Origin of the sequence: Halostagnicola larsenii XH-48 (genome assembly GCF_000517625.1) — an archaeon.
Lineage (GTDB): Archaea > Halobacteriota > Halobacteria > Halobacteriales > Natrialbaceae > Halostagnicola > Halostagnicola larsenii.
The window spans coordinates 1035544-1048361 of the sequence record NZ_CP007055.1; the positions used below are offsets into that span (position 1 = coordinate 1035544).

At 61.4% G+C, this 12818-nt stretch carries 13 protein-coding genes; 4 read left to right on the top strand and 9 right to left on the bottom strand.

Annotation, left to right across the window (positions count from 1 at the left end; all coding sequences use genetic code 11):
* Nucleotides 1-21 precede the first annotated feature (21 nt).
* Nucleotides 22-1422 carry an NAD-dependent succinate-semialdehyde dehydrogenase gene (locus HALLA_RS05200; protein WP_049952388.1) on the bottom strand — a complete coding sequence of 467 codons (1401 nt, stop codon included), beginning with the start codon at nucleotides 1420-1422 and terminating at the stop codon, nucleotides 22-24.
* A gap of 132 nt (nucleotides 1423-1554) precedes the next feature.
* On the opposite strand from HALLA_RS05200, the gene HALLA_RS05205 reads away from it, so the two are divergent.
* The 3 genes from HALLA_RS05205 to HALLA_RS05215 all read left to right on the top strand — a co-directional run bounded on the left by HALLA_RS05205 (nucleotide 1555) and on the right by HALLA_RS05215 (nucleotide 4393).
* Nucleotides 1555-2418: an HpcH/HpaI aldolase/citrate lyase family protein gene (locus HALLA_RS05205; RefSeq protein ID WP_049952389.1), complete on the top strand. Its 864-nt coding sequence runs from the start codon at nucleotides 1555-1557 to the stop codon at nucleotides 2416-2418.
* 106 nt (nucleotides 2419-2524) lie between these two features.
* The gene (locus tag HALLA_RS05210) at nucleotides 2525-3781 is read left to right on the top strand and encodes a Glu/Leu/Phe/Val family dehydrogenase (protein ID WP_049952390.1); all 1257 of its coding nucleotides are present in this window, start codon (nucleotides 2525-2527) and stop codon (nucleotides 3779-3781) included.
* Between the two features lie 105 nt (nucleotides 3782-3886).
* On the top strand, nucleotides 3887-4393 hold the full coding sequence (locus tag HALLA_RS05215) for a DUF2062 domain-containing protein (protein ID WP_049952391.1): 507 nt from the start codon (nucleotides 3887-3889) through the stop codon (nucleotides 4391-4393).
* A 33-nt stretch (nucleotides 4394-4426) separates the two neighbouring features.
* Here the strand turns inward: HALLA_RS05215 and HALLA_RS05220 are convergent, their stop codons facing one another.
* Together HALLA_RS05220 and HALLA_RS05225 are read right to left on the bottom strand one after the other, a co-directional pair.
* Complete coding sequence (locus tag HALLA_RS05220) at nucleotides 4427-5569, bottom strand: acyl-CoA dehydrogenase family protein (RefSeq protein ID WP_049952392.1); 1143 nt, start codon at nucleotides 5567-5569, stop codon at nucleotides 4427-4429.
* A gap of 56 nt (nucleotides 5570-5625) precedes the next feature.
* On the bottom strand, nucleotides 5626-6969 hold the full coding sequence (locus tag HALLA_RS05225) for a DUF7544 domain-containing protein (RefSeq protein ID WP_049952393.1): 1344 nt from the start codon (nucleotides 6967-6969) through the stop codon (nucleotides 5626-5628).
* Between the two features lie 167 nt (nucleotides 6970-7136).
* Here HALLA_RS05225 and HALLA_RS05230 point away from each other — a divergent pair, with 167 nt between their 5' ends.
* A complete protein-coding gene (locus HALLA_RS05230) occupies nucleotides 7137-7943 on the top strand; it encodes an RIO1 family regulatory kinase/ATPase domain-containing protein (protein ID WP_049952394.1) in 807 nt (268 codons plus the stop codon).
* 339 nt (nucleotides 7944-8282) lie between these two features.
* Here HALLA_RS05230 and HALLA_RS05235 read toward each other — a convergent pair whose 3' ends face one another.
* The 6 genes from HALLA_RS05235 to HALLA_RS05260 all read right to left on the bottom strand — a co-directional run bounded on the left by HALLA_RS05235 (nucleotide 8283) and on the right by HALLA_RS05260 (nucleotide 12702).
* On the bottom strand, nucleotides 8283-9143 hold the full coding sequence (locus tag HALLA_RS05235; RefSeq protein ID WP_157231331.1) for a carbon-nitrogen family hydrolase: 861 nt from the start codon (nucleotides 9141-9143) through the stop codon (nucleotides 8283-8285).
* 7 nt (nucleotides 9144-9150) lie between these two features.
* A complete protein-coding gene (locus HALLA_RS05240; protein ID WP_049952395.1) occupies nucleotides 9151-9585 on the bottom strand; it encodes an SRPBCC family protein in 435 nt (144 codons plus the stop codon).
* 54 nt (nucleotides 9586-9639) lie between these two features.
* Nucleotides 9640-9864 carry a DUF7123 family protein gene (locus tag HALLA_RS05245; RefSeq protein WP_049952396.1) on the bottom strand — a complete coding sequence of 75 codons (225 nt, stop codon included), beginning with the start codon at nucleotides 9862-9864 and terminating at the stop codon, nucleotides 9640-9642.
* 209 nt (nucleotides 9865-10073) lie between these two features.
* A complete protein-coding gene (locus HALLA_RS05250; protein ID WP_049952397.1) occupies nucleotides 10074-10277 on the bottom strand; it encodes a DUF7525 family protein in 204 nt (67 codons plus the stop codon).
* Nucleotides 10278-10389: 112 nt separating this feature from the next.
* Complete coding sequence (locus HALLA_RS05255) at nucleotides 10390-11421, bottom strand: phosphate signaling complex PhoU family protein (protein WP_049952398.1); 1032 nt, start codon at nucleotides 11419-11421, stop codon at nucleotides 10390-10392.
* Nucleotides 11422-11523: 102 nt separating this feature from the next.
* A complete protein-coding gene (locus tag HALLA_RS05260; RefSeq protein WP_049952399.1) occupies nucleotides 11524-12702 on the bottom strand; it encodes an ATP-NAD kinase family protein in 1179 nt (392 codons plus the stop codon).
* Nucleotides 12703-12818 lie beyond the last annotated feature (116 nt).

Genomic DNA, 12818 nt, shown 5'->3' on the forward strand with positions numbered 1-12818 from the left:
TGTTAGGTCCCCCCAGACTCCCTACTCGACCAGTCCGTCGTCCTCGCCGCTCTCGTGTTGCACCCAGATCGTCTTCGTGTTGACGAACTCCCGAATACCTTGCTCGGCGAGTTCGCGCCCGTAGCCGGACTCCTTGACGCCGCCGAAGGGCAGTCTCGGATCGGACTTGACGAGTTCGTTCACGAACGCCATTCCCGACTCGAACCGCCTGGCAACGCGTTCGCCTCGAGTCTCGTCTTCGGTCCAGACGCTGGCACCGAGGCCGAACTGGGTATCGTTTGCCTTCTCGACGGCCGCCGCCTCGTCGGGAACGCGAAACACCGTCGCGACGGGCCCGAACAGTTCCTCCTGATCAGCCGGCGACCCCGGCGGAATGTCGCTCAGAACCGTCGGCGGATAGAACGCGCCGTCGCGATCCATGGGTTCGCCGCCGATGTGACACTCCGCACCCCGCTCGACGGTCTCCTGTACCTGCTCGTCGAGCGTCTCGAGCAGGTCCTCGCGAGCCTGCGGGCCGACGTCGGTGTCCTCGTCCGTCGGATCGCCGACGACCTGTTCGTCCATGCGTTCGACGAACGCCTCGAGGAACTCGTCGTAGACGTCCTCGACGACGATGAATCGCTTCGCGGCGATGCAGGACTGTCCGGAGTTGATGAGCCGCGCCTGCGTTCCCTTCTCGACGGCGAGTTCGAGGTCCGCGTCGTCGAGGACGACGAACGGGTCGCTTCCGCCGAGTTCGAGGACGGTCTTTTTCAGCTCGCTGCCGGCCGTTTCGGCCACCGAGCGGCCCGCACCGCTCGAGCCGGTGAGCGTGACGGCGTCGATTCGATCGTCGGCGATGACCTCGTCGGTTTCGTCGGAGCCGATCAGCAGGGACGTGAACGCACCCTCGGGACAGCCGGCCTCCCGGAAGACGTCTTCGATGGCTCGAGCGCAGCCGGGGACGTTCGAGGCGTGTTTCAGAACGCCGACGTTGCCGGCGGCGAGGTTCGGTACGGCGAAGCGAAACGCCTGCCAGAACGGGAAGTTCCAGGGCATGATCGCCAGCACCGTCCCGATGGGCTCGTAGCTGATCAGCGTCCGTGCGTCAGCCTCGCTCGCGATTCGCTCGTCCTGTAAGTGCTCGGCGGCGTGTTCGGCGTAGTAGTCACAGAGCCAGGCGCACTTTTCGACCTCGGCGCGGCTCTGTGCGATCGGTTTTCCCATCTCGTTTGTCATTAACTGTGCGTACGTCGATTCGTTCTCGCGCAACTGCTCGCCCGCCCTCGTGAGCATCTGCTGTCGATCCTCGATCGGGACCTCGCGCCACTCCGCGAACACTTCCTCGGCTCGCTCGAGCGCCTCGTCTCGCTCCGCGGTCGATTCACCGTCGTAGGTCTCGAGCGTCTCACCGGTGGCTGGATTCGTACTCTCGATGGACATGGACGAATCCACAACGAGGAGCGCCATAGGTTTCGGGGAGGAACTCGCCGGTAGCGAGCAGTCCGTCGCATCGCGATTGCACGCGCGGTGGATCACCCGTACTTTCACTTCGCTCCCCCGCGCAGACACTGTATGGCTCGTCGAAGCGTTCTGTTCACCCCGGGCGATCAGTCCGAACTGCTCCGGAAAGCGCCCCGTTCCGGTGCGGACGTGATCGTTTTCGACCTCGAGGATGCGGTGTCTCCGAATCGAAAATCGGACGCTCGAGCGGCCGTCGCGTCGGTTCTCTCCGACTCCGAGTTCGATCCCGACTGCGAGGTCTGCGTGAGAGTTACCGGGAATTCAACGGAGATCGAGGCGGATCTCGAGGCGATACTCGAGGCCGATTTCGGCGATCCGCTCGTCGATAGCGTCATGCTTCCGAAGGTCGCCTCGGCCGAGGACGTTCGGTCGCTCGTCGACAGACTTGCCGAACACGGTACAACACTGCCGGTTTTCGCCCTCGTCGAGAACGCGGCGGGCGTGTTGGCCGCGCCCGACATCGCGTCGGTTCCCGAAACGACGGCGCTCGTGTTCGGCGCGGAGGACCTCGCCGCGGATATCGGTGCGACGCGAACGGCAGAGGGAACGGAGGTGCTCTACGCTCGAGAACGCGTCGTCCTCGCCGCGTCGGCCGCCGATATCGACGCGATCGACACCGTCTTCACCGATTTCGAGGACGAGTCGGGCCTGCGCGAGGAGGCGGCGTTCGCCGTTCAACTGGGGTACGACGGCAAACTCGCGATCCACCCTGCACAGGTCGACCCGATCACCGACGCGTTCGTCCCGTCCGTCGAGGACCTCGAGTGGGCTCGAGCCGTTCTGGCGGCCAAACGCGACGCGGACGACGCCGGTCGAGGCGTCTTCGAAGTCGACGGCGAAATGATCGACGCGCCCCTGATCGCACGCGCCGAGCGAATTCTCGAGCGCTCGGGCGCCCCCTCCGAACACAACTGATCGTACATCCGATATATAGTGGTGTATATATAGTGTAAATATGTATTAGAACTGGTCGTGATAGACATTCGCTACGCTTATCCCCCACTCGCAAAAATAGCTGCGTATGTCGGAGCAAGCCAACCCGTTCGAAAGTTTGCAATCCCAGATCGACGAGGCCAGCTCACACGTCGACATTGGCAACGACGTTCTCGAGCGTCTCAAACACCCAGAACGCGTACTCGAGACGAATCTCACCGTCGAACTCGACGACGGATCGCTCGAGCGATTCAAAGCGTTTCGCTCGCAATTTAACGGCGACCGCGGTCCGTACAAGGGCGGCATTCGATACCATCCGGACGTTTCCCGCGACGAAGTAAAAGCGCTGTCCGGCTGGATGGTGTACAAATGTGCAACCGTGGGCATTCCCTACGGCGGCGGCAAAGGCGGAATTATCATCGACCCCGACGAGTACTCCGCCGACGAAATCGAACGACTGACGCGGGCGTTCGCGAAGGAACTCCGCCCGTTGATCGGCGTCGACCGCGACGTTCCCGCACCCGACGTAAACACGGGTCAGCGGGAGATGAACTGGATCAAAGACACCTACGAGACGCTCGAGAACACCACCGAGCCCGGCGTCATCACCGGGAAAGCGCTCGATTCGGGCGGTAGCGAGGGCCGCGTCGAGGCGACGGGACGATCGACCGTCCTCGCCGCGCGCGAAGCCTTCGACTACCTCGATAAGGACCTCGAAGGCGCAACGGTCGCCGTACAGGGCTATGGCAACGCCGGCTGGATCGCCGCGAAACTGATCGACGAGATGGGCGCGAAAGTCGTCGCCGCGAGCGACTCGAGCGGCGGCGTCTACAACCCGGACGGCTTCGATCCCGTCGCGGCGAAAGATCACAAACACGAAACCGGCTCCATCACCGGATTCGAGGGCGCGACCGACGAAATCACGAACGAAGATGTCCTCACGCTCGACGTCGATCTCCTGATCCCTGCGGCCCTCGAGAACGCGATCGACGGCGAACTCGCGAAATCCGTGCAGGCGGACGTCATTTCGGAGGCGGCAAACGGGCCGCTGACGCCCGACGCCGACGAGGTACTCGCGGACGAAGACGTGCTGGTCATTCCCGACATTCTCGCAAACGCGGGCGGCGTCACCGTCTCGTACTTCGAATGGGTGCAGAACCGACAGCGCTTCTACTGGTCCGAAGAGCGCGTCAACGAGGAACTCGAGTCGATCATCGTCGAGGCCTTCGACGATCTGGTCGAGAGCTACGAAGAAAACGACCTCGAGTCGTTCCGGACGGCAGCGTACGTGGTCGCCCTCGAGCGCGTTGCCGGAGCGTTCGAAGAAGCCGGAACGTTCCCCTGAGCCCTCCCTCGAGCGTCGATGCGGGACAGTCAAGCGCCCGCTAGTCCGATTATCTCTACTCGGTAGTTTTTTCTCGCCTGCACCACATCACCACACAACGCTTGGATGATCCGAGATCGGCTGGCGGTGTACCGTGATCGCGTTCGACGCGAGTTAACCGCCGCATTCGCCGAGAACCATACACCGCACGAGGTGGCGTTTAGTTTTTCGATCGGTCTGTTCGTAACGTCGATGCCAACCGGCGGGCTTGGGCTCGGATTGCTGGCCATTCTTGCCTACTGGTACGCCTGGGCGAGTAAAACGGCGATGTTCGCGGCCGTCGTCGTTTTGAATCCGTTCGTCAAACCAGCGGTGTACGTCGGCAGTTACCAGCTTGGAAGTACGTTTCTGGGTTCGGACCAACTGGTCACCGTCAAGCACGAGGCGGTTGATACGGTGATCGAACTCGTCCAGTTCCTGCTCGTCGGAAACGTCATCATCGGACTGGCGATGTCCGGTATCGGCTATCTGGTGGTGTTACACTTGACACGGTCGTATCGCCAGCGAGAGGACACGTCTTTCCGTTCGTCGATCGTTTCGATCGCGCTTTCGCCGTTCGACCGGAGGAAGTAATCACTTTGGGCGGTTGTCGATCCGTCCCGCCGCTTAGAGACCGAGTTCCCGACCGATGACGAGGTGTTGGATCTCGCTCGTTCCTTCGCCGATCTCCATGAGCTTCGCGTCGCGATAGAACCGCTGCGGCGCGAAGTCGGTCGTGTAGCCGTATCCGCCGAGTACCTGCACCGCGTCTTCGGCGACCTCTCGAGCGGCTTCGCTGGCGTCGAGTTTCGCGAGGGCGGAGGCCTTCGTGACTGGTTCACCTCGATCGTACTTCCGGGCGGCCTTGTGAGTGAGCAGGCGCGCTCGCTCGGTTTTACGGTACATATCGACGATCTTGTCTCGAACGGCGTCGAACTTCGAAATCGGCTGGTCGAACTGTTCGCGCTCGGTGCTGTAGCGTTTCGCGTGCTCGTAGGCCCCCTGTGCCAGTCCCGTCGAGAGCGCGGCGATCGAAATCCGGCCACCGTCGAGGGTCTTTTTCGTCTGTTCCCATCCCTCGCCCTCCTCGCCGAGCAGTCGATCCGCCGGCAATCGCACGCTATCGAGGGAAATCTCGCAGGTGGGCGAGGCGTTGAGCCCCATTTTCTCCCAGGTCGTCGTCACCTCGAAGCCCTCGTCCTCGTTCGGATCGACGATGAACGTCGAAATCCCGTCGTACCCCGCGTCGGGATCGGTCACGGCCTTGACGAGGATCGACCCCGCCACCGATGCATTGGTGATAAACTGCTTCGTCCCGTCGAGAACCCACTCCGAGCCGTCTTTGCGGGCTGTCGTACTCATTCCGGACGCGTCCGATCCGCTTTCGGGTTCGGTTAGTGCCCAGCCGCCGAGATACTCGCCCTCGGCGAGCGGCCGAAGCCACCGTTCTTTCTGTGCCTCGGTGCCGAACAACTCGAGCGGTTTCGACGCCAGAGACGTGTGTGCGACGTAGGACAGGCCGATCGACCCCGAAACCGTACCGATTTCCTCGGCGATCAGCGCGTACATCAACGTATCGCCGCCGAGCCCACCGTACTCCTCGTCGATGGGAACGCCCATGATATCGAGATCGGCGAACATCTCGAAAATCTCGTCGGGAAACCGGTGTTCGTCCTCGATCTCCTGAGCGATCGGTGCGATTTCGTCCGTACAGACGTCTCTGACGGTCTGTCGAATCATCCGATGCTCGTCGGATAGGTCGGCTTCCATACGCAACACTTGCCGGCTCGAGGCATAAGCGCACCGACGAAGTACAGGGTCAGTCGTTACCAGCCGCGGTCGTCGAGTTCGTCGTCCTCGTCGTCCTCGGCCTCTCCGTCACTTCCTTCGAAATCATCCGTCGACTCCTCACGATCGGATTCTGTATCCGTGTCCCGCCCGCTGTCGTCACCGGTCGCTTCGTCCGCCGAGTCGTCCGTGTGGTACCATTCGAACTCGTCGTCGTCCGACGCTCCGGAACTGTCGGTCGTCGACCACGAGTCGTCGTGGTCGTCGAACCCGGACTGGCCGGCGGTCTGTTCGTCGTCCCAGCGGGAGTCGGTTGCCTGACCCGCTGTCGATGCACCTGAAGCAGCGCCAGTCACGTTTCCACGGAGCGCTGCACGCAGGTCCGGAACGAGGTCGAGATCCGCGTTGGTGTCCCCGAGCAACAAGAGCGCGTAGTATCGGAAGTACACCGTGATCGGCGTCCAGACGATCGACAGCAACAGCAGGAACGTTACGAGAGCGGCGACCATAAAGAGGGTAAACAGGATTCCGCCCACCAAGCCGAGTTCTGCGAGCACGGCGAACAGAACGAACGCCAGAATCACGAACGGAATCGCGAGCACGATCGCCGCGATGCCGAAGACGAACCACGCAGTGATCGTGATGACGAGCAGGAGTATCCACGCGAGCACGAGGTAGACGACGTACTCAGACCAGTTCGCTTTGAACGTCGACCAGAACTGACCCCACGCGCTCAGCACACCGCGTTCCTCGAGTAGCATGATGGGGGCGACGAACTCGGACGTAAAGCGGAGGATGATGCTGTAAACGAGCGCGAAGACCACTCCCAACACAACGATCCCCCAGAGCGTGGCACCAGTCAATTGATCGAGTAGGTCTCCACCGGTCAGTTCGTAGTAGAGTAGCCCGCCCACGATAGCGACCGGGACGGCGTTTACGATGACTCGAAAGACGAACAGTCGAAACCCGCGTCCGAGGTTCTCGAGGAAATACTGTCTGACGTGGACCTCCTCGGATCGCAACGATTCGATAAAGACGAACTCCATGATCGCCGTGATGAGACCAAATATGAGCCAGATTCCGATGGAGATAGCAGCGAGAACGAGCGCTACGGCGATTACTTCATCCATCGGGAACTCTTCGCCCGTTTCCTGCTCGTACTGTTCCTGAACGCTCCCCTGGAACTCACCCTCGACGTCTGACTGTGGCGTCTCGTCGGTGACCATTCCGACGTCGCCAAACGGGATCCCCGGCCCAGAGAAGCCCAGGCTGCTCACGAAGAAGACGATCAGCGCGAGTCTGAGCACAAGTCCGAGGCTAATCGGCGTGAGGAACTCCCGTGTCGCGTCGATTGCGTCGCTGAGATTATCCACGGCATACATGATTGCTCGAGGGTAGTATCGCCACCATGAAAATAATACTGTTATGACGGTCGCATTCGACTGACCGTTTCGTGAAGGAACCGCTCCGAACCTCGACCGCCGGCCGACACCCATTCTCGCCTACAGTTCGAGACTCATTTAAGCTTCACCGTCCTTACTCACAGCACATGGATATCCGTCAGTTCGCGCGTGGATCCGTCGAATGGAGCCGCCTCGAGCGGGTCGCACGCACGCTGGCGGATCGATACGACCGGGACGTAGTACGCGTCGAGTTCCTCGAGGCGGACAACTGGCTTTCGATACCGTGTGTGATCGACGACGAGTTCTTCGTCAAGATCGTCTCCAAACAGAACGCGCTGGTCCACGCGCTGTTGACGACCGGGCGAAACGTCGGCGCGTTTTCCTCGGGAACCGAGGGGTTTTTCGACCGGTTCGACACGCCCCGCGAGATGGTCGAACACGAGTACGAGGCGACACAGCAAATCCGAGAAATCGGTCTCAACGCGCCAAAACCGATCGAGTCGTTCGAGGTCAACGGACTCGGCGTCCTCGTCCTCGAGTACCTACCCGACTTTCGGTCGCTCGACGACGTGTCCGATTCGGACATCCGCTCTCGAGCGCCGGAACTGTTCGAGATGCTCGCGACGATGCACGCGAACGAGCTGGCCCACGGGGACCTCCGCGCGGAAAACGTGCTGGTGTGTGAGGACGAACTCTACGTCATCGATGCCACGAGCGTCGCAGCGGGTCGAATGGCGGAGAAGACGGCCTACGACGTCGCCTGTGCGATGGCCCTTCTCGAGCCCAGAATCGGCGCTCGAGACGCCGTTCGTGAGGCGGTGGCCGTCTACGACGCCGACGTGTTGCTGTCGGCTCGAGAGTTCCTCGACTTCGTGCGGATGCGCCCGGACCACCAGTTCGATTCGACGAGACTCCGAAGCGAGGTCGAAAAGGTCGCCGATCTACAGGAGTGATAGCATCGGTCTAGCCCCGCGATGTGGGATTCTCGGCCCAGTCGTCCTTTTTCGGTTCGATCGACCGGTATCAGATAACGACGGTGAGGTGTCCAAGACAGTACTCGACAATGGATACGAAAGCGAGAAGGCGAAAGGCGTGGACGAGCGGTGGATCCGTTCTCCTAGGAGTTCGGCGGAGTCGGAGACGAGCAGTTACCGGTGAAGACGTGAAAAGCGTCCTGAACCGGCATCTCGTACACCGGCCGGGAGCACCAAAAAGATCCCGGTCGCGGAATCGATCACGATGGGTATCGAATCGGTCTCGAGCGAGACCTCGTCGAACGGCAGTAAGAACGGCTAGTGTCGTCGATCCTCGAGGGCGGGAAACGACGAGCGCACGTCCGCGACTTCTGCGGGATCGACCGTTGCCGTGACCAGCGCCGGGTCGTCCCCGCTCGAGGCCAGACGAACGCCCCAGGGATCGTAGACGGTCGAACGCCCGAGCAGTTCGGCGTCGTCGAACGATCCGGACCCGTTGATCGTCGCGACGTAACACTGGTTTTCGATCGCTCGAGCGCGCGAGAGCGTCTCCCAGTGATCGACTCGCGGGTACGGCCACGCACTGGGGATCAATAGCAACTGCGCGCCCGAATCGACCAGTTCGCGGTAGAGTTCGGGAAATCGAAGGTCGTAACAGGTGGTCACGCCGACGGTGAATCCGCAGACCTCGGCGGTGTCGACTCGTTCGCCGGGGACGAGGAGTTCGCTCTCTGCGGACTCGTACCCGAAGAGGTGGTGTTTCCGATACACTAACTCGAGCGTGCCGTCGGCGCCGAACAGGGCGGCAGTGTTTGCGAGGCCGCTCTCGGCGGGTGTCGGAACCGTGTCGGTCGCCGCGAGATCCTCGACGATGCTCCCGGCGAGAACGGCGACGTCGTGGTCGACGGCCGCGTCCCTGAGCCGCCCGAACGTGCGTCCGTCGATCGGTTCGGCGTGGCGGGCGTACTCCTCGAAGGCGAAGTACCCCACGTTGAACAGTTCCGGAAGCGCGACGAGGTCGGCTCCAGCTGCCGCCGCTCGAGCGACTGCTGTGGTCGCTCGTTCGACGTTTCCGTCGACGTCACCCGACTCGATCGCGATCTGTGCGAGCGCCAGCGTGACTCCCGAGTCGTCGGTCGATTGCGCTGGCGAATTCACACGCGAGTGATCGGTGGTCATCGGCGAGTCAGGGCGAAGAGCGGATGTCGTTTTCGAGGCCGCGACGAAGGTTCTCGAGTTCGTCGTCGAGATTTCGCTTGAAGAACTTCTCGACGCCGGGGAGTTTTCCCTCGACGACGAACTGGTTCTCGAGGCGAGCCCCCGTCTCGGTTGCGACGATTTCGTGATCGCCCGTGACGTCCATCACCTTCGAGTTCCCGACGAATTTGACGTAGTTCGGTGGCTCTCGGGTCACGTCTTCGGTCTCGACGGTAATCGTTCGCCGAACCAGCGGGATGGGTAGTTCGACGTGCCACGTCGCTACTCTGCCGGCTTCGTCATCGATCGTGTACTCGGAGACGACACTGATAGACTGCGCGCGATTCTCCGGGTCGGAAATGAACTCCCAGACGCGCTCGGGAGAAGCGTCGACTTCGAACGATCGATCGACCCGTACTGTCATGTGAAGGTATCTCCGTGATTCACGGGTAAAAAGACGGTGAAATCGTCGACTGGCTCAACTGAGCGTGACTTTCCAGGTCGTCGAGCGCGCTCGGCCCCACTTCTCGATATCGACATCTTCCGATTTCTCCGCGAGGTGTGGGAGGCGAACCCCGACCTGTTTCGACGAGAGACCGATCGCCGATGCGATGTTTTTCGCCCGGAAATACTGTTCACCTCGGGCTGCACTCTCGCGGAGATACGAGAGAATGCGCTGTTCTTCGTTGGAGTAGTCGGTCATCGTCAGTATCGTATATACGGCTTCGGTGGCCTTAACTCTTAACGGGTGAGACCAGCCACTGTCCGTGAAAATCGCCACAAACGACGGATTAGAAGCGATATCCGTCGGGCAGTATCCAAGGAGTTGCCTTCTACGAGCGCTGCCATCCGAGAACTCTCCGATTCGAAGTCGGAGAACCGTCTCGAGCGATCCGTGCGTTTCGACGGGCGTCAGTTCCAGAGGTGAATCCCGACGACCGCGAGTATCGAAAACGCCACTGCGCCGGCAAAGCCACCTGCCGCGGTGATTTCGGGGATGCCGCCGAGTTCGAGTGCACCCACGATCATTGCGACTGCACCGACGACGGCGAGCGCACCGAGTGCCATCGCGAGGCCGACGCCCTTGTCGGTCGCTGATTTCGTTTGCGTAGCCATATCACGGTGGTTTCGAGTGAGGTCTCTTAATTGCACTCATTCGCGGTGATTCCGGGGCGTCGACTCCGTCGGATATGGACCGACGCCCACCCCGCTCGAGAACGCGCAGATGTTATTTGATCGTCGTGTGTTCGGACTCCTCGTTCAGCGCGAGATTAGACGCGATTTCGACGTTTCGCATGGCGTAGCCAGCGGTTTGTTGGACGCTGACCAGCACCTCCCGAACTTTCAGGAGATCCTCGTTTTCCATCTCGGGCAACTCGGCTAAGATCTCCTGTTCCCGATCCGCGATATCCTGGTAGAGCTTGCGCGCTTCGATCGTCTTGTCGTAGTCTCGCTCGACTGCAGACTCGACCGCGAGCGAGGTGATTTCGTCGACCAGTTCGGTTAGCTCTCGGATCTCGCGCATGACGCTGTTATCGATATTGAGGGTGTGGCCTTCCGTCTCCATTACGATATCGGCGATGTCTTCTGCGTTGTCGGCGGTCAACTCGAGGTTCTTCGCGATCGATCGGTAGCCGATCAAGGGAAAGCCGCTGTTGAGTCCGACCGCGCGGGCGAGGTTCGGGTTCTGGTAGGCCGTAAAGATCAGGCGGAGCAACAGGACGAAGATCTTGTTCGCCTGACGCTCGCGGTTGAGCGCCCGCTGTGCGAGGTCGGGGTTTCCGTGTGCAAGCGCTTTGATCGCTTCGCCGCGCATCGTCCGCCCGGTTCGCTCGAGGCGCTCTAAGAGGTTGTCGAGCGTGAAGTCCTCCGGATCGACCGAACAGCGAATAGAGATGTTCTCCGGCGTTTCTTCGATGACGCCCAGGCCCATGAGCTGCGTTTCGGCGCGGTAGACCGCGTTGATGTGTTCGGACTCGAGTGCGCCGTCCTCGCACTCGATTCGAATGACGCGGCGGCCGAGGACGTACTGGGCGACGATCGCCCGTTCGACCGCTTCGGAGTCGAGATTGTCGGCGTGGATGATCGCCTCGGTTTCCTCGGAGTTGGCGGATTCGGGCATCACCGTCAGCGTGCCCTTGCCGCTGGTTCGAAGCGAGACTTCGTCGCCTTTCTCGACATCGTGTTCGGAGGCCCATTCGGCCGGAAGCGTCATTGCGAGCGTCGACGGACCGAGTCGCTGCACTTTCCGCGTTTCCATACCACAGCGTAGGACAGAGTGAACCTTAATCTTGACTATATGCTCAATACATTCGAGGGCGTCGTTATATCCTTGAGTTGTTCACCATATTTGTCCCAGTCCTTAAACAACCTTCACGAGACGGGTAGTGTACCGCCCCGTCCGAACCGTAACCCACCCGCGGAGTCGCTCGTCGAGGTCATCGTCATCGGTATCGACTCGGAACGCACCGATTCCGTCGAGTTTCTCTCCAGACGCGACGACATCGAGCGCCTCGGACCGGCGAATAACGGCCGGCGATAGCTGGTGATTTCCACGACCGAAGAGAAACCCCTGTCCGCCAATTGGGGAGACGACGATCGTGAACGGGTCGACGACCGTCGCCAGGATCTCGTCTTCGGTCGCATCCCGTGTGAGTATCTCGCCGTCCCGCCAGACGTCCACACCGAGCGGCGAAGCGTCGATCCCGAGTTCCCGTTCGATCCGCCCGACGGTGCTGCCCGGACCGAACACGTAGGTCATCTCGGGATCGACGTCTCGAGCGTAGCCGGCGGCGAGCGAGTCGACGTTGCCACTCGCGAGCTGTTTGCTGGACTGGATCTCGGGGGCAACCGGAACTGAAACCACGGCTTTCAGCTCCGAACGCACGATACCGTCACGGTAGGCCGCTTCGTCGATATCGTTGACCTCGCGGAGTTCGACTCGGTCGAACTCGGCGGCGACGCGACCCGCGTCGGCGGGTGCCACGGCGAAAACTGAGGAGTAAATTTTCACCCCCGCTGGAACGCCGAGCATCGGCGTCTCGGCCCCCGCTTGCTCGAGCACTTCGGCCACGTCGGCGGCGGTGCCGTCGCCGCCGACGAACAACACCAGATCGACTCCGCGCTCGAGAAACGATCGGACGGCCCCTCGCGTGTCCTCAGCCGTCGTCTCGCGTTCGTTCTCGGCTGTCGTCTCCCATCCGTTTTTGGCCGTCGTCTCCTGTCCGTTCTCGGCTGCCGGCTCGCTTTCACCGGTATCTTCCGGACTCGAGAACGTCGCCGCGGAGTCGGGTTCGAAGACGACGTTCGGTTCGAACCCGGCGGCGCTCGCGACCGATTCGCCCATGCTGCCCGCCGCGGTGTAGACGGTGAGTTCGGGCCGCAAGCGAACCAACGTCTCGAGCGCGTCGCGTCCTCGATCCGGGGCTCGCGGCTCGGCACCGCGCCGGCGCGCTTCCTCGAGTTTGTCGTCCGTACCTTTCAGCCCTACTCGACCGCCCATTCCGGCGATCGGATTGACGACGAACCCGATTGCGTTCATAGTGGGATATGGGGGTCGGGTCACAAAGCCGTGTGGCTTCTTGCTCGGCTACCTCGTCCGAAGATTCCGCTCGTTCGGTTTCTGAAACGTTAAGAGGGATGGGCAGGGAGTACCGT

Coding starts and splice junctions, on each gene's coding strand:
- HALLA_RS05260 (WP_049952399.1), bottom strand. CDS start 12,702: ATGAACGCAATCGGGTTCGTCGTCAATCCGATCGCCGGAATGGGCGGT.
- HALLA_RS05215 (WP_049952391.1), top strand. CDS start 3,887: ATGATCCGAGATCGGCTGGCGGTGTACCGTGATCGCGTTCGACGCGAG.
- HALLA_RS05240 (WP_049952395.1), bottom strand. CDS start 9,585: ATGACAGTACGGGTCGATCGATCGTTCGAAGTCGACGCTTCTCCCGAG.
- HALLA_RS05220 (WP_049952392.1), bottom strand. CDS start 5,569: ATGGAAGCCGACCTATCCGACGAGCATCGGATGATTCGACAGACCGTC.
- HALLA_RS05250 (WP_049952397.1), bottom strand. CDS start 10,277: ATGGCTACGCAAACGAAATCAGCGACCGACAAGGGCGTCGGCCTCGCG.
- HALLA_RS05230 (WP_049952394.1), top strand. CDS start 7,137: ATGGATATCCGTCAGTTCGCGCGTGGATCCGTCGAATGGAGCCGCCTC.
- HALLA_RS05200 (WP_049952388.1), bottom strand. CDS start 1,422: ATGTCCATCGAGAGTACGAATCCAGCCACCGGTGAGACGCTCGAGACC.
- HALLA_RS05245 (WP_049952396.1), bottom strand. CDS start 9,864: ATGACCGACTACTCCAACGAAGAACAGCGCATTCTCTCGTATCTCCGC.
- HALLA_RS05235 (WP_157231331.1), bottom strand. CDS start 9,143: ATGACCACCGATCACTCGCGTGTGAATTCGCCAGCGCAATCGACCGAC.
- HALLA_RS05225 (WP_049952393.1), bottom strand. CDS start 6,969: ATGTATGCCGTGGATAATCTCAGCGACGCAATCGACGCGACACGGGAG.
- HALLA_RS05210 (WP_049952390.1), top strand. CDS start 2,525: ATGTCGGAGCAAGCCAACCCGTTCGAAAGTTTGCAATCCCAGATCGAC.
- HALLA_RS05205 (WP_049952389.1), top strand. CDS start 1,555: ATGGCTCGTCGAAGCGTTCTGTTCACCCCGGGCGATCAGTCCGAACTG.
- HALLA_RS05255 (WP_049952398.1), bottom strand. CDS start 11,421: ATGGAAACGCGGAAAGTGCAGCGACTCGGTCCGTCGACGCTCGCAATG.